This is a genomic window from Sphingopyxis macrogoltabida, assembly GCF_001314325.1.
GTDB classification, from domain to species: Bacteria; Pseudomonadota; Alphaproteobacteria; order Sphingomonadales; family Sphingomonadaceae; genus Sphingopyxis; species Sphingopyxis macrogoltabida.
Genome location: NZ_CP009429.1, coordinates 4160987 through 4176319 on the forward strand (window position 1 = coordinate 4160987; position 15333 = coordinate 4176319).

16 protein-coding genes are annotated in these 15333 nt (G+C 63.2%); 13 read left to right on the forward strand and 3 right to left on the reverse strand.

The features are described 5' to 3' along the window. The first annotated feature begins 1 nt into the window (after window position 1). Window positions 2-505: a DUF983 domain-containing protein gene (locus tag LH19_RS20145; RefSeq protein WP_322787389.1), complete on the forward strand. Its 504-nt coding sequence runs from the start codon at window positions 2-4 to the stop codon at window positions 503-505. Between the two features lie 181 nt (window positions 506-686). On the opposite strand, the gene LH19_RS20150 is transcribed toward LH19_RS20145, so the two are convergent. Next, window positions 687-1115, reverse strand: coding sequence for a hypothetical protein (locus tag LH19_RS20150; RefSeq protein ID WP_167346289.1), 429 nt, complete (start codon window positions 1113-1115; stop codon window positions 687-689). 276 nt (window positions 1116-1391) lie between these two features. Between LH19_RS20150 and LH19_RS20155 the strand changes: the two genes are divergently transcribed. Beyond that, window positions 1392-1673, forward strand: coding sequence for a DUF1153 domain-containing protein (locus tag LH19_RS20155; RefSeq protein WP_054731574.1), 282 nt, complete (start codon window positions 1392-1394; stop codon window positions 1671-1673). A gap of 89 nt (window positions 1674-1762) precedes the next feature. Here the strand turns inward: LH19_RS20155 and LH19_RS20160 are convergent, their stop codons facing one another. After that, entirely contained in the window at window positions 1763-2137 is a 375-nt protein-coding gene (locus tag LH19_RS20160; RefSeq protein WP_054731575.1) for a glycine zipper 2TM domain-containing protein, read from the reverse strand. A gap of 749 nt (window positions 2138-2886) precedes the next feature. On the opposite strand from LH19_RS20160, the gene LH19_RS20165 reads away from it, so the two are divergent. From LH19_RS20165 to LH19_RS20175, 3 genes are all read left to right on the forward strand, one after another. Then, the gene (locus LH19_RS20165; protein ID WP_054731576.1) at window positions 2887-3612 is read left to right on the forward strand and encodes an Ntn hydrolase family protein; all 726 of its coding nucleotides are present in this window, start codon (window positions 2887-2889) and stop codon (window positions 3610-3612) included. A 132-nt stretch (window positions 3613-3744) separates the two neighbouring features. Next, a complete protein-coding gene (locus LH19_RS20170; RefSeq protein ID WP_006954973.1) occupies window positions 3745-4959 on the forward strand; it encodes an IS256-like element ISSpma2 family transposase in 1215 nt (404 codons plus the stop codon). A gap of 546 nt (window positions 4960-5505) precedes the next feature. Continuing rightward, window positions 5506-6420 (forward strand): MBL fold metallo-hydrolase, encoded by a 915-nt coding sequence (locus LH19_RS20175; RefSeq protein WP_054731577.1) that lies wholly within the window; start codon window positions 5506-5508, stop codon window positions 6418-6420. A gap of 142 nt (window positions 6421-6562) precedes the next feature. Here the strand turns inward: LH19_RS20175 and LH19_RS20180 are convergent, their stop codons facing one another. After that, entirely contained in the window at window positions 6563-7456 is an 894-nt protein-coding gene (locus LH19_RS20180; RefSeq protein WP_054731578.1) for a LysR family transcriptional regulator, read from the reverse strand. Window positions 7457-7554: 98 nt separating this feature from the next. On the opposite strand from LH19_RS20180, the gene LH19_RS20185 reads away from it, so the two are divergent. The 8 genes from LH19_RS20185 to LH19_RS20220 all read left to right on the forward strand — a co-directional run bounded on the left by LH19_RS20185 (window position 7555) and on the right by LH19_RS20220 (window position 15086). After that, window positions 7555-8304 (forward strand): SDR family NAD(P)-dependent oxidoreductase, encoded by a 750-nt coding sequence (locus tag LH19_RS20185; RefSeq protein ID WP_054731579.1) that lies wholly within the window; start codon window positions 7555-7557, stop codon window positions 8302-8304. Window positions 8305-8333: 29 nt separating this feature from the next. Beyond that, on the forward strand, window positions 8334-8756 hold the full coding sequence (locus LH19_RS20190; protein ID WP_054731580.1) for a hypothetical protein: 423 nt from the start codon (window positions 8334-8336) through the stop codon (window positions 8754-8756). 72 nt (window positions 8757-8828) lie between these two features. Beyond that, window positions 8829-9440, forward strand: a complete 612-nt coding sequence (locus tag LH19_RS20195; RefSeq protein WP_054731581.1) for an outer membrane protein — start codon at window positions 8829-8831, stop codon at window positions 9438-9440. Then, window positions 9395-10084: an RrF2 family transcriptional regulator gene (locus LH19_RS20200; RefSeq protein ID WP_234715979.1), complete on the forward strand. Its 690-nt coding sequence runs from the start codon at window positions 9395-9397 to the stop codon at window positions 10082-10084. Before LH19_RS20195 ends, LH19_RS20200 begins: the two co-directional genes overlap by 46 nt. Then, a complete protein-coding gene (locus LH19_RS20205; protein ID WP_054731583.1) occupies window positions 10081-10731 on the forward strand; it encodes a response regulator transcription factor in 651 nt (216 codons plus the stop codon). Before LH19_RS20200 ends, LH19_RS20205 begins: the two co-directional genes overlap by 4 nt. A 94-nt stretch (window positions 10732-10825) precedes the next feature. Then, window positions 10826-11206: a response regulator transcription factor gene (locus LH19_RS20210; protein WP_054731584.1), complete on the forward strand. Its 381-nt coding sequence runs from the start codon at window positions 10826-10828 to the stop codon at window positions 11204-11206. Further along, a complete protein-coding gene (locus LH19_RS20215) occupies window positions 11203-13236 on the forward strand; it encodes an ATP-binding protein (RefSeq protein ID WP_054731585.1) in 2034 nt (677 codons plus the stop codon). Before LH19_RS20210 ends, LH19_RS20215 begins: the two co-directional genes overlap by 4 nt. Beyond that, window positions 13233-15086, forward strand: a complete 1854-nt coding sequence (locus tag LH19_RS20220; RefSeq protein WP_054731586.1) for a PAS domain-containing sensor histidine kinase — start codon at window positions 13233-13235, stop codon at window positions 15084-15086. The genes LH19_RS20215 and LH19_RS20220 overlap by 4 nt, the downstream gene beginning before the upstream one ends. Window positions 15087-15333: the final 247 nt, after the last annotated feature.

Consider the following 15333-nt stretch of genomic DNA (forward strand, 5'->3'; position numbering starts at 1 on the left):
GATGCCCGATTTCATGCAAACGCCTCTGGATCGCTCTTATCGTGCGGACAACGCCCGAAAATTACCGATCTCCGCCAATCACGGGAATCCTAAGACGGAAAGCGCGGAGCTTCCTGCCTCGGCCTGGAAAGCGATGCTCCGCGGCGCGCGCGGTCGCTGTCCCCGCTGCAACGAAGCGAAGCTATTTCATCGCTTTCTCAAACCCTTCCCTTTTTGCTCCGCGTGCGCGCAAGACTGGACGCATCAGCAAGCCGACGATTTCCCGGCCTATATCGCGATCCTCCTGACGGGGCATATTATGGCGCCGATCATCATTGCACTCGTTCAGGACACGAAGCTGTCGCTCATCGCATTGGCCGCGATAATCGTGACCGCCATGCTCGTTTTGATGATCGGGTTCCTTCAACCCGCCAAGGGCGCGATAATCGCATTACAGTGGTGGTTCGGCATGCACGGATTCACCAGAGAACGACGCGCTCCGGAAAATACCGGTCGCGACAAATGAAGGTTATCGGTGGACTTGCCCCGATCATGGCCCATCAGGCGGGATTTGAAACCTCCGCGCGGCATCCGAACCACGACAGCGCGGCTAGTGGCTGATAGCGGGCGGGCTGCTATCACATCGGATCTGGCCCAAGCGGTCCCTGATTTTGTTGCCGGAAATTATTGCTCCGCTCGTTGGTCAGTCACTTCCGATATTGCCATTGATACTCGGGAATATTGCCCTTGCGAAGAAAAGCGGCGGTCCAGAAATTGATCTTCAATCCGGGCTTGCCGTCGTAGGCCGCCGACTGCACGAAAGCGTGACCAGGGCACGCCATCGTGTCTGACCGCGAGGTGTCGATCAATTCGAGGCATTGGCCGACGAACCGCGCCGACTTGGGTCCGGTCGATTCCACGCCCGTGATGCGAGCGATGACGGTTCCGGCAGGTGCCGCGATTTTCTTGAGGTAGGGATCGGCGGTGTCGTTCTCCACGATCGTTACCACGCCATTTGCCACGGACAACTTGATCTTGTGGTCGACGCCATACCATTCGCCGTCGATCGCCTTCAGCGGATTGGCTGGCAGGTCCGGCACCGTCTGAGCCTGAGCCGGCGATGCCACCAGCGCCATCGCCATCGCCATAAAAATATTCGCATTTCTCATAAGTTTCCCCCTCTTAATGGAAAAATGCTGCAGCATTCCGCCCGGCCTGGCAATAGCAGCAATCGTTGAGAGGACCGCAGGCGGCTCGCCCTCCCGCACATAAATTGGCCCGTCGCGTCCCATGAGCGACGAACGGTTGGGCGCATCCCATGCCCCTCCGCAACCTTTTGTTAACCTCGAAACCGCATTTTTGACGCGGGGGGGCACTCATACGGCAGCAGCCGAGCGAATGGAGAGTTCGCAGTGCTCGAATCTACGACGAGGCCGACATCGGTCGCCGGGCCGGTCGGGCCGCTGACAATCGACGACCTGCCTTCATCGACGGCAGGCTATTGGGTCGCGCGCCGCAAGGCGGAGTCGCTTGCCGCGATCGATGGCGGGCTGATCGGGCTGGCCGACGCCTGCGCGAGATACCGCCTCAGCGGCGAAGAGCTGGAATCGTGGCGCCGCACCATCGACCGGGCGGGCATACCCGGGCTGCGCGTGACGAAGGCACGTCGCCTGCGCGATCAGACTGTCGAGTAGATTTTTCGTCACCGCCCGCACCCCCACTGCGTGCGGTGCCCAAGGGGACGGCGCGAGCAGACTGGTCCCTCTCGCGCCGTCCTTTCATATCAGCGGCATTTCAGTTCGCCGCGATCAATAGCCCGACCGAGCAGCCCGCCGCCGGCCGCGCCGATGATCGTGCCGACCGTGCGGTCACGCCCGCCATCGAGTTCGCGCCCGACGAGCGCACCAACGGCAGCGCCAATGATCAATCCCGTCGTGCCATTCTCGCGGCGGCAATGGTAGCGGCCATCCTTGCTGCGCCAAATACGGTCGTTGTGTGAAATGCGGCGAGGCTCGTAGTAGCGCCCATATCCGTCATAGAGACCACGATCCTTGGCGCGCTTGCCGTGCGCCGGCGCCCAAGGCGGCGGATCCGCGAGCGCCGGGCCAATGGGAACGGCGAGCGCGGCGAGAACCACGGCGGCGATATATTTTTTCATGACCCGTCTCCTTCAATCATGGACCAAGCGTAGCGGCGCGCAACCGAACCCGGGCTGAACAAACCGCCATGAGCGGCCGATTGCAGACCGCACGAGTCCTATTTGAACCAACCTGTAGTCGGCGTCTTAGACGCTCCTAGGCATCTTTTTTGGCGCAGCGGTACAATTATTACCCGGCCCGCGACATTATCTGCGCCGTGCGACCCAGGAGACCTCGTCCTTTCAGGAAACCGAGATCTTCATCTGACGCCCGCACGGTTTCGGCCGCGCGGGCGTCTTTTTTGTGTGCCCGCCGGTTGGTGATTGGAAAGACTGGCCGTTTGTTGCCCGTCTGCTTTCGGCGCCAAATCGTGAAAGGCAGACATCGCTCACAAGTTTAGTATAGGCTTTGCCGTTCTCGTGAGCCGCGCGCTAATCTGCGCGATAGGGAGAGGACGAAGCCATGGGCACCGGACTGATCGAAGCCTTGCACGTTCTTCTCAGTCGAGACCACGACGGCGCGCTGTTCGACCGCGAAGCGCCCGAGTATCCATATCGCTCACAGGGTCTCGAGGACGCGAGACGCACCATACGAACGAAACCAATGACCTCCCCGGCTGAACGGCTGAGGACCCGCACCGCAACCACGGCGGATGACCGCTCAAGATGGGGCCCGTTCAAATAGACGCCAGAGAGCGGCAGAAGACGCGCTTTGACCGGCACATTCCTCTAGTCATCCCGCGCCATCAACCAAAATTAGGAGAGCTATTATGACGCTGGTGCTTGCGTGGAATATGGTCGAGGGCGTGGCCGTGGCGGCCGACACCATGTTTGGCAGTAACTTTCAAACGGTCGCGATGGCCGGCCCGAAGATCTTTTCGGTGCCGATCGTGCTGAATCGCTGGGGTGACCGAATTGCGACGGAGAAGACCTATCTGCCCAACATGGGCTTCGCCTTCGCCGGCAACAGCTTTGCCGGACAGACCGCGCACGGATTGGCAACGACCTGCCTTCAGAATCTCGTCTCGCTCGTCGAAAACGATACAGGCCCGACCGTCGAGGAGGTTGCGAACCTCTATGCGCGCTGTGCCGCGCTTGTCGTGAATGAGCGCCGCCAGTGGCTGCGAACAGACGCGCATCTCTTTGAAGGCCTGGTATTCGGACGCAGTACGCCCGAAGCTTCAGCCCAAGCCTTCACGTTCGAGGTCAGAATCGACGATAATGCCCTCGCGATGTGCACCGCGGAGGAAGTCGACTTTACGCGGATAGCCGTGATGGTTTTGGGCAGTGGGACCGAAGCGGTGAGGGAGATTGTCGAATCCGCACGCGGTACAGGCACGATCCTCAACGCTCTGGACGTCTTGCGGCAAGTGATGGATGATCCGGAGGTTCCCAGCGTGGGCGGCTATCAGCAATATGCGGTAGCTGCTGTTGGCGGCGTTGAAATAAGGCCGAGCCTCAGCGTAGTTCCGTTAGCGTCCGCGCTCGTGGTGTAATTTCCGGTGTAGGCGATGGTGTATTCCGGGGTGGGGCATGCCCCACCCCGGAATGCGGCGTCGCTGGTGGCCACCGGGTTCATCGTTATGGTGGAGTTTGCACACTTCAACCGTGACGAAGAGGAGTTCCCGATGACCGAGGACAGATTACTGATCGAAGAGCTTGCTGCGAAGGGCGGCCAACCGGATTTTTTGCGCACCATCGCCGAGAACGTGCTGCAGCTGATCATGGAGGCCGACGTTGATGGCCTGATCGGCGCGGGTCGCCACGAACGCAGCAGCGAGCGCGCGACCTGGCGCAACGGCTATCGCGACCGTTCGCTGGATACCCGGGTAGGCACGCTGAACCTGAAAATCCCCAAGCTGCGTGCTGGGTCCTACTTTCCGGGCTTCCTTGAGCCCCGCAAGATGGTCGAGAAAGCGCTGGTTGCGGTGATCCAGGAAGCGTGGATCGGCGGGGTCAGCACCCGGCGGGTCGATGAACTCGTCCAGGCCATGGGCATGACCGGCATCTCCAAGTCCACCGTCTCCAAGCTTTGCAAGGACATTGACGAGCGCGTCCATGCCTTTCTGAAACGCCCGCTCACCGGCGAATGGCCGTATCTCTGGCTCGATGCCACCTATCTCAAGGTACGCGAAGGCGGGCGGATCATCAGCGTTGCCGCAATAATCGCCATGGCCGTCAACACCGAGGGCCGGCGCGAGATCGTCGGCCTGCATATCGGCCCCTCGGAAGCGGAGGTCTTCTGGTCCGACTTCCTGAAGGACCTTGTTCGGCGCGGTCTTACCGGCGTGAAGCTGGTCATCTCCGATGCTCACGAGGGCCTCAAGGGCGCGATCACCCGCGTCATGGGCGCCACCTGGCAGCGCTGCCGGGTGCACTTCATGCGCAATGCCCTGTCCTATGTGCCCAAGGGCCAGAACACTGTCGTCGCCGCCGCGATCCGCCAGGTCTTCCTGCAGCCCGATCAGAAAAGCGCAACGCAGGTCTGGCGACAGGTCGCCGACCAGTTGCGCACCCGTTGGCCCAAGCTCGGCGCCTGCATGGACGAGGCCGAAACCGACGTGCTCGCCTACACCGGCTTTCCCACCCAGCACCGCACGAAGTTACACTCAACCAATCCGCTCGAGCGGCTCAACAAGGAGGTCAAGCGCCGCGCCGACGTCGTCGGAATCTTCCCGAACGAAGACAGCATCATCCGCCTCGTCGGGGCTGTGCTGATGGAGCAGAACGACGAGTGGCAGCTCCAGCACCGATACATGCAGATCGAAGGCATGGCCGAACTCAACCAACCCATGATCGAGGAGGAAAATCAGCCCCTACACATCACCGCCAAAGCCGCCTGACGATGGCCCACGGCCACAGCCGAAATTACACCACCTTGACGGACGCGACCGTAGTTCCTGCCCGACCTGCCCAAACGACCGCAAGTCAGCCAGGCCTTCCCGACGCCGAACCTCCGTTGCGTGGAATTGACTTTCAGATCATGGGCTTCGACCTTGGCGATATCGGAAACGTCGGGCGTTATTCCCCCACCGCTACCCATTTCGCGGGAAGCTGATCACCCTATAATCCGCCGACCGCTCATTAACCTCGACTTGGTAAGTTCCCGCTATGAGACAACGCAGACTGGCCGATTTCGGACTGACGGCTTTTAGCGTGTAAACGGGGATAGCGGACGTTTAGCGACAGGCCAAAGCGTTCGCTCCCAGAGGGCGTGGTCCTTGTCAGCGCCGCAAAGCAAGCAAAAGCAGCTTTGCGGCTATCGATGCCGGCAATCGTCCCTGTCCGAAGGTATGGTCCAACCAATGCCTCGATCCAATCGACCAGGAGCCGACCGCTGCCTAGCTTGCTGAACGTCGTGATTGCACGGCTTTCAGGAGGATCGAGACATGAAACCCGACACTATTGCATCGCCCGACACCTCGGGCTTCGAAGAGCTGGTTCCGTCGCGCTATGCGCTGCGGATCGGCGACATCGATGTGCTTGTCGTAAGCGACGGCGTGCTGCCGCTGCCCACCGAAACGATGGCCACCAATGTGGACCCCGCGGTCCGCGCCGAATGGTTCAAGGATATGTTCGTCGGACCCGACATGTTCGACTGGGCTCTCAATGTCCTCGTGCTGCGCAGCGGCGACAAGACCATCTTGGTCGATGCGGGCCTCGGCGGCCAGTTCCCCGGTTTCCCACGCGCCGGCCAGTTTCCCAAGCGGCTGCAGGCCGCGGGGATCGACTTGGCATCAGTCACCGACATCATCATCACGCATATGCACATGGATCATGTCGGGGGGCTGCTCGTCGAGGACGTGAATCGACGGCTGAATCCGGACGTGCGCATCCATGTCACGGCCACCGAAATCGCCTTCTGGCAGACCCCCGACTTCGAACAGACGGCGATGCCTAACCCCGTTCCCGAGGTTCTGCGCAAGACCGCTACGCAGTTCATCGATGCCTATGCCGACAAGATCATGGCCTTCGACGAGGAGTGCGAAGTGGCGCCGGGCGTGGTCGCAAAGCTGACCGGCGGGCACACGCCGGGGCACTGCGTCGTCCATGTCGCATCGGGTGGCGAGCGCCTCACCTTCGCGGGCGACGCGCTCTTCCCCGTCGGTTTCGACCATCCCGACTGGCATAACGGCTTCGAGCATGATCCCGAAGAATCGGTGCGCGTGCGCGTTCGCCTGTTGCAGCAAGCGGCCGCGAGCGGTGAGTATCTCGTCGCGACGCATTTGCCCTTCCCTTCGGTGGGCCGCGTCGCCGCCGATGGCGACGCCTTCCGCTGGGTCGCTGCCTTCTGGGATTTCTGATCTCCAGCCGAAGGCTCCCCCGGGGGCGTACCGACCGAGCGCGCCGGTATGCCCCCAACCGGCAGAACACCGCCCCCTCCAGTCCAGGGAATTCGAAATGCGGCATCCGTGCGAGCCCGTCTCGCTGCACGCTTATGGTCCGTCAGGCCGAATGCGCAGCAAGCCTGTCTGCAAGAAAATCGGTGAACAATCGGACGCGCAGCGGTGCAAGGCGGCCGAAAGCGTGCAGCGCCTGGACGGGAACCGAGGCGAGCGGATCGTGCGGGAATATCTCGGCGAGGCGTCCCGCGGCAAGATCGTCCGCCACCGCCAGCCGAAGCAGCTGCGCAATGCCGACCCCGCCGAGCGCCGCAATCCGCATCGCCTGACCCGAATCGGTGTCGAGTGCCCCTTCGGGCAGCAGATCGGTCCCGTCGGCGAAGCGAATGGGATAGGCCTGCGACCCAAGCCGATACCGGATATGCGGCAATTGCGCGAGCGCTTCGCGCGTCGCGGGATGGGCAACGCGTTCGAGCCATTGAGGCGCCGCGACGAGGATGAGCGGCAGGGTCGCAAGACGTCGCACCATCCAGTCGACATTCCCCATTTCGCCGACACGCAACGCCACGTCATAGCCTTCGCGGATCAGGTCGACATGGCGATCGGTGATACTGATCTCAAGCTTGATCTCGGGATAGCGCGGGACGAATTCCCGGGTGAGCGCTTCCATCAACGCGGAACCGAGCACGCCGGGAATGCTGGCGCGCAGCACCCCCTGCGCGCGTTCAGCCCCCTTCAAGGCGTCGCCGGCTTCGTCGAGGGCACGCAGCAGCGGGGCGATGCGCTCGTAATAGGCGGTCCCGTCGACAGTCAGCGTCAGCGAACGGGTGGACCGGAGGAAAAGCTTGACGCCGAGGCGTCGTTCGAGCCGTTCGACGCTCTTAGAAACCGCGGAGGGGGTGGTCCCGGCAAGACGCGCCGCGGCGCTGAACGAACCCGTCTCGACGGCGCGCACGAAGGCTTCAAGTCCCGTCGTCGGTTCGAGGCCAGCGGTCATTCGATAGTTTTTAGCAAAAATGATGTGCCTGCCTCCAGTCTAATTTTCCGAAGTGGAAAAGCCAAATCCATCTCCGTCTTCAACCACAGAGGTGAATTATGGACAGTTTGAAGGGAAAGGTCGCCGTAGTAACCGGCGGCAACAGCGGCATCGGTTTCGCGAGCGCGAAGCTCTTTGCCGAGCAGGGCGCGCAGGTGGTGATCACCGGGCGGCGCCAGGCCGCACTCGACGAGGCAGTCCGGTCGATCGGCCCTGCTGCGGTAGCGATCTGCGGCGACGTCGCCGACCCGGCGCACCACCGCGCGGTCGCGGACCTTGTTCGCGAGCGTTTCGGCGGTGCGGACATCTATATGGCGAACGCCGGAGTCAACACGATCACGCCATCGGGCGAGGTGTGCGAAGCCGAGTATGACACCCAGTTCGGAATCAATGCCCGCGGCACTTTCTTTGGGGTCCAGGCGATCGCGCCGCACCTGCAGGAGCGAGCCTCGATCATCCTTGTCGGTTCGCTCGCGAGCGACAAGGTGCTCGACGGCCACGCCGTCTATGCCGGGACCAAGGCGGCGATCGCGGCGTTCGCGCGAAGCTGGGCGCTCGAATTCAAGGACCGCGGCATCCGCGTCAACATGCTCAGTCCCGGGCCAACCGAAACCGAGATCCTCGGCAAGCTGGGCGTGGCACCCGAAGAGCGTGGCGCCTTTGCCGAGATAATGGCGGGCGAAATCCCGCTCGCGCGGCTCGGCCGGCCGGAGGAACTCGCGCGCGCTGCGCTGTTCCTCGCGTCCGACGCCAGCAGCTTCGTGACCGGCATCAACCTCCGCGTCGACGGCGGCATGGCGCTGCTCTGACTCATCCCCAAACATCGAAGGAAATAAGCATGACCCAATCTCCCGTCGAGCCCGCCATCGCCGCCTTGATCCACGACGTCGTCCATGTCGGCAGCGCTTATGACATCGAAGGCATGGAAAGGCTCTACACGCCCGACCAGATTTTCCTGGTCCTCGGCAGCGACGGAGAGGTGACCCGAATTCTTCGCGACGATTCGATCGCTGAATTCCGGTCGCGTCGCAACGCGGGCGAAGCGCCGCTTTCGACCGAACATCGGGTGCTTCACGTCGAGCAGCAGGGCGATCATGCGACGGCGATCCTCTATCGCCGCATGAGCTCCGACGCTCCGCCCGCGATGTACGAGCTTCGCATGCGCAAGGATTCCGGCACCTGGATGGTCGCCGGTGAAACGGTGACGCCCTGGCCGGGCGGCATCGATGGCGCCTTCCTCCCTCCCCGGAAGGGCGCCTGACTGCGGGGCGCGCGCGGCCCCGCCCCCCAGCCGCGCGCGCCCCAATTTTCAACCGACAGAAAGGAACATGCGTTGAAAAATCTTGCTCTCCCCCTCTCGCTCGGCGCGTTGATCGCCGTCGGCACGGCGGCGCCCGCGGCGGCCCAGACCTTCGAGGGCCCCTATGTCGGGGCGCAGGCGGGCTGGAGCCAGAATCGGCTCGGCTCGGTCGAGACCGACCTTGGCACCGCCACGATCGACGACAGCCGCGATGCGGCGACCGCCGGCATCTTCTTCGGCTATAATCTCCAGCCAACCGCCAAGGTCGTGCTTTCGGCCGAAGGAGCGGTCAATTTCGGGTTCGACGACGACCTGTCGCGTGCGCAAAAGGACGCATCGGCCGCGATCAATCCCGAATATGGTTTCGACCTGGGCGTCCGCGCCGGTTACCTCGTGACCGACAAGACGCTCGTCTATGCGCGCGGCGGTTATGAGAATATCCGCACCAGGGTGCAGATCCTCGATCTCGAAGGTCCGCGCAGCGGCAAGGACAATCTCGACGGTTGGTCGGTTGGCGGCGGCATCGAACGGGCTGTCACCGACCATATCTCGGCGCGCGTCGAATATCGCTACAGCGACCTTGGCAGCGGCGGCACCAAATGGGATCGGCATCAAGTCCTGGCGGGCGTCGCCTGGAATTTTTGAGGATCGCTCATCCCATCCGAAAACTGAATGTGGCAGGCAAGGCAAGGCAAGGCAAAGGCAGGAATGTCTTGCCTTGCCAAACGCGGACAAATATACTCTGCGTTATGGCGCACATGACCGTAAGCGTGGAATATGGGCTGCATTGCCTGCTGGGCCTGATCGATGCGGGCGATGCGCCGCGCAGCGCCCGCGATCTGGCTCTCTTCCAGGGAATTTCGTCGAGCTTCGCGGCCAAGATTTTTGCCAAGCTGGAAAAGGCGGGGATCGTGACGGCAGCGGAAGGCGTGCGCGGCGGGTATCGGCTCGCGCGGCCGGCCCATGCGATCAGCGTGCTCGAACTGGTCGATGCGATCGAGGGGCGCAAACCCTTGTTCGACTGTCAAGACATACGCGGGCGTTGCGCTCTGTTCGAGGACGGCGCGCCCGAGTGGGCGACGCGCGGCGTGTGCTCGATCCATGCGGTCATGCTCAAGGCCGAAAAGGCAATGCGCGACACGCTGGCGAGCGAGACGCTGGCCGACATTGGCGGCCGGCTCGAGCGCAAGGCCCCCGCCGAGTTCGGCGGCGACACCAAAGCCTGGTTCGACGCGCGACTCGCAAGACGGCGGTCGCGCCCGTCGCAAGCAGAGGATAGGCAAAGATGATCCGACCGGCATGCGAGGAACAGCCGCCGCTCGTGCTGGTCGTCGACGACGATGAGGACGTTCGCACCGCAATCAGCGAGCTGATGTTATCGGTAGGGATAGAGGCCGAATGCTGCGCCTCGACCCGCGACCTCATCGAATCGCCGCTTCTAGATCGCGCGGGCTGTCTCGTCCTCGACGTACGAATGCCGGGCGCGAGCGGGCTCGACCTCCAGCAGCATCTGGCCTCTGCGGGTATTTCCAAACCCATCGTCTTCCTGACCGGGCACGGCGACATCCCCATGTCGGTGCAGGCGATGAAAGCCGGCGCGGTCGATTTTCTGACCAAGCCGGTCCGCGATCAGACCTTGCTCGATGCCGTAACCGCGGGGATCGAACGCGACATTGCCGAGCGTGCCAATGCGCAAATCGTCCATGAACAGGTCGAACGCTATGCGACGCTGACGCCGCGGGAAAGTCAGGTCATGCGCGAAGTCGCACTGGGGCGGCTGAACAAGCAGATCGCTTACGACCTAGGTATAACCGAGATCACTGTGAAGCTGCACCGCAGCAATGTGATGCGTAAAATGCAGGCCGCTTCGGTTGGCGAACTGATCCGCGCGTGGGAAAAATTGCCGGCGGAGGTGCGCGAACCGGCCCCGGCCTAGACTTTGGTATGGTTATAATGGCTTACAAGCTGCGCGACATTGACTCCATCGGCCAGCGAGGCCGCGTGAAAGAGGATGCCGCCGCTTGTCCCATATGCCGACCGTCGCGATCGTGGACGATGACGAGGCCGTTCGCGAAGCCCTGGGCGACCTTCTGATGGTCTCGGGGCTCGCCTGCGAATGTTTCGAGGGCGCTGCCGAGTTTCTTGCGGCGCTCCGCGTCCGCCAATTCGATTGCCTTGTGACCGACATTCGCATGCCGGGCATGTCAGGAATCGATTTGATCGAACGATTGCGCGACGAGCGCGCAGAACTGCCGGTGATCGTCCTATCGTCGGTGCTCGACGAAGCGACGCGTTCCCATGCCCTCGCGATCGGTGCGCAGGCGTGGCTCACCAAGCCCGTCACCGACGAGCATCTGCTGGGAGCGCTCGCGCAGGCAATCGCAAGTTCAGGTTCGAGCTCAAAGCGGTGACGGCGACCCTCCTCGACCCGCTTGAGAGCGATGTGAAGGGCATCGCGGAACTCGCATCGGAGAGCATCGTCATCCTCGATCCCGCCGGGATCATTCGCTATTGGAACCCGGCCGCCGAGCGCCTGTTCGGCTGGCCCGCACTCGCCGTTTGCGGGACCGATGGCGCACAGCTGTCGCCCGCGCCAGGCGACGAGGCGAACGCCTGGTCGCAATTGCTTCAGGAAGGCGCGTGGGAGGGACGTGTTCGGCGCCGCACGCGCGACGGCGACGTGCGGGTCGCAAGGATCCGGCGGCATCTGCGTTACGACGGCGCCGGAACGCTGCGCGACGTCGTCGAATATGCCCGCGCGGAGCCCGAGGCACCAGGCTGGACGGGAGCGCACGACCCAGTCCCTGATCGGTCGATGGCGGCGAGTTGGGAAATCGACGTCGCGCCCGCCGCCGACATCCTCGCTCGTCTCGCCCCCCGCGCGCCCGGCGCCGACACGTCCGAGCGCGATGAACTTCTCCACGGCCTCGTCAATGCCGCGCAGATCGTCGAGGTCAACGATCGGACCGCGAGACTGGTTGGCGGCAACCGCGGGCGGGCCCTGATGGCCGGACAGTCGGTCGCGGCTTTCTGGCCTCTCGAAAGTCGGACGATCCTTGCTGATCTCATCCTCGAGGCACGCGCCGACCGCGAGTGCCGCAGCGTCCAGCGCCGCCTTGCCTCCGACGGCATCCTGCGCGATCCGCTCGTTACCGTGTGGCGCGCGGGCGACGATCGACCGGACCGGTTATTCGTTGCCGTCGACGGCGTGGCCGACGACGATCGATCCTACCTCTATCTGCGCGCCAGCGAGGCGCGCTACCGCAAGCTCATTCACTATATGCCGGTCGCGCTCTGGCAGGTCGATGCGAGCCACATGGGCAAGATATACGCCGAGTTGCGCTCACGCGGTGTCACCGACTTTGCAGGACATCTCGACGATCACCCTGAACTCGTCGAATTCGCAGCGGCGAGCGTTCCGGTCACCGACGTCAATCGATGCGCGATCGAACTCGTCGGCGGTGCCAGCGTACAGGACTTAATCCGGCCCGTCGGATATCTGTTCGCCGAAAGCCCGGAATCGCTGCGCCGCGTCATGATCGGGCGATTCAGCGGGCGCAAGAATTACAGCGAATATATGAAGATACGCGCGCTTGACGGTCGCCTGCTCGACGTCCGCTTTTCGGTTACCTATCCCGAACCGCTGCTCGAACTCGATACGACAATTTTCAGCCTCGAAGATGTGACGGAACGACTCCGCATCGAGACCGAGCTCAGGCAACTCCAGGCCGATTTTAGCCACGCCGCGCGCATCTCGACCCTCGGCGAGCTGACCAGTTCGATCGCCCATGAAGTCAATCAGCCGCTGGCGGCAATCATGACGAATGCCGAGACGAGCCTTCGCTGGCTGGCGCGCGACGAACCCGACATCGGCAAGGTCGCGCAGCTGACAACGCGGATCGCGACGAGCGCGCGCCGCGCCGACGATATCGTCCGCCGCATTCGCAGCATGGCCGTCAAGCAGGCACCCGAACCGGTACCGATCGCGCTCAACGACGTCGTGCAGGAAAGCCTCCTCTTCGTCCGCCACGAGATCGAAACACGCGGCATTCGCGTGACGACATCCTATGCACGCCGCGTTCCGAAAATCGTCGGCGATCGCATCCAGCTCCAACAAGTCATCGTCAACCTGCTGATCAATGCGGCGCAGGCGGTCGAGGCATCGTGCGAGGCCGACAGGGAAATCCATATTGCAACGACGGCGGGCTCAAAAGGCGAAGCCGTGCTCACTTTGCGCGACCGCGGACCGGGGATCGACCCTGACCATCTCGGCCAAATCTTCGACGGCTTCTTCACTACGAAGCCGCAAGGGATGGGAATCGGCCTCGCAATCTGCCGATCGATCGTCGCGGCGCACGGCGGCGGAGTGTCAGCCTCCAACCATCCAGAGGGCGGCGCGGAATTTCGCGTCCGCTTGCCGCCCGCGCGTCAGGCATCATGATCGAGCCGGCTGGCCTGTTCGCCGGTCTGGCAATCGGCGTCGCGATGGGCGCGCTTGTATGGCGGCGCCATGCCGAACCCCATATCCATGCGGACGAGGCGATTCATCCCGGAGACCGCCAAGCCATTGCACAGGCAGAAGCACGCGCCTTTTGCAGCGGCGTGCCGCAGGTCGTCAGCTACCGCCAGCGCTCGCCAAGGCACGGATGGCGATGGCACAAATATCGTGCCGAACCTGCCTATTCCTCCAATGTCACCGTACGCCCCTTGGTTCACGACCCGGGCGAAAACTGGGCGCTCGCCACCTCGCTCGGGGAAACCGGCGATGCGGTAAACGCCGCGAAGATCATCGAAGACGTCTACGGCTCTGCGTTCGCCTTCGACGCTGAAGGACGCTTCACCTATGCGACCCCCATGGCCCAGACATCGCTTGCGATGACATTGGACGATTTCAACGAGCCGCTGAGCGATGCGGCTTTCCTCGACGGCGGTGACCTTGGCTGGAAGAGGGGCGTGCATCCGGCAGACTATGACAGCGCTTCTGCCGAGCTGCGCCGTTGCATGCGCAGCGGAACACCGTTCAACTATGAATATCGCGTGCTGCGGGCAACCGGCGAATATGTTTGGCACCGCTTTGCGATCCGCCCTGCACGCGCCGGCGACGGCCGCGTTACGGGTTGGTACGGCACGGGTTTCGACGTCGATGTCTTCCGCCGGACCGACGCCGCCCTGCACGAAAGCGAGCGCTCCCTGCGCGAACTGCTCGAGACTGCGCCCGCTCTTATCTGGTGCATGACGCCCTCGGGCCGGCCGATCTACTTCAGCCGCCACATGCGCGAATTCCTCGGCTTCGACGTCGCGGCGAAGGACGAACCCGATGTTCCGCGATTGCAAAGCCTGTTGGGCGCCATCATCCATCCCGACGATCTCGACCGCGTAAACGAGCGTCTCGATCATTCGCTGCGCACGGGCGAGCCCTATGCGCTCACCCATCGGCAGCGCCGCTTCGACGGGATGTTTCGCTGGGTCGAAACGCGGCTCGCCGCCATGCGCGACGAAGCCGGCGAAATCGTGCAGTGGAACGGCGTTTGTCTCGATATCCACGACCAGATCCGGGCGCAGGATGAGCTCCGGCAAGCGCAGGATAAACTCGCGAAAGCCGGCGAGGCGGCGAGCCTCGCCGAGCTCTCGGCATCGATCGCGCATGAGGTCAACCAGCCGCTCGCCGCCATCATGACCAACGCCCAGGCTTGCCAGCGGTGGCTGGCCGGCGAAGAGCCGAACATCGCCCGCGCGCGGGGCATCGTTGACCGGATCGTGCGAAGCGCCGAATCCGCAGCCGACATCGTCAGCCACATCCGTGCCCTTTTCCAAAACAGCGCCGGTCCGCGCCGATCCACCGACCTCGGCGCGCTCGTCGGCGAAGTGCGAGACCTCCTCGCCGAGCCCTTCGCGCAAAGTCGAACATCGCTCGACATTCGGCTCGCCCCCGGCCTTCCACCCGTCGCAATCGATGCCGTCCAGATCCAGCAGGTTTTCGTCAACATCCTGCGCAACGCGATCGAGGCAATGGCTGCGAGCCCGGAGGGCAGCCGAAAGTTACGGCTGGAAGGAGCCGTTGAGCGCGGTCGCATACGGATCGATATCACCGACACGGGGCCAGGCCTTGCCGACCCCGATCACGCGTTGGAAGCCTTCTTCACGACCAAGGCGCACGGCATGGGAATGGGTCTCGCCATCTGCCGCTCGATCGTCGAAGCGCACGGCGGCCCACTCCGAGCCAACAACGTCGAACCCACCGGCGCGCGCTTCACCTTCACCCTTCCAATAGCGAAGGGCGGCGACGACTAGTCGCCAACCTGCCTCGACCTTGGCATAGTCGCAGCGCATCCCCCGTATAATCGCGCTCCCGCCCGAAATCCTTATCCCAAGTGGGCCGATCCCGTCCCGGGCATCCCGTATACGGCATCGGTTCGATGCGAAGGATCACAGCATGCCCATACTTCAGGATTTCATGATCGGTCGCCGGGCGCTCGTCGCCGCCGGTGGCGCGGCGACGCTTGCAGGCGGCCTGGGCTGGTCGGCTGTCAGCCTTGGC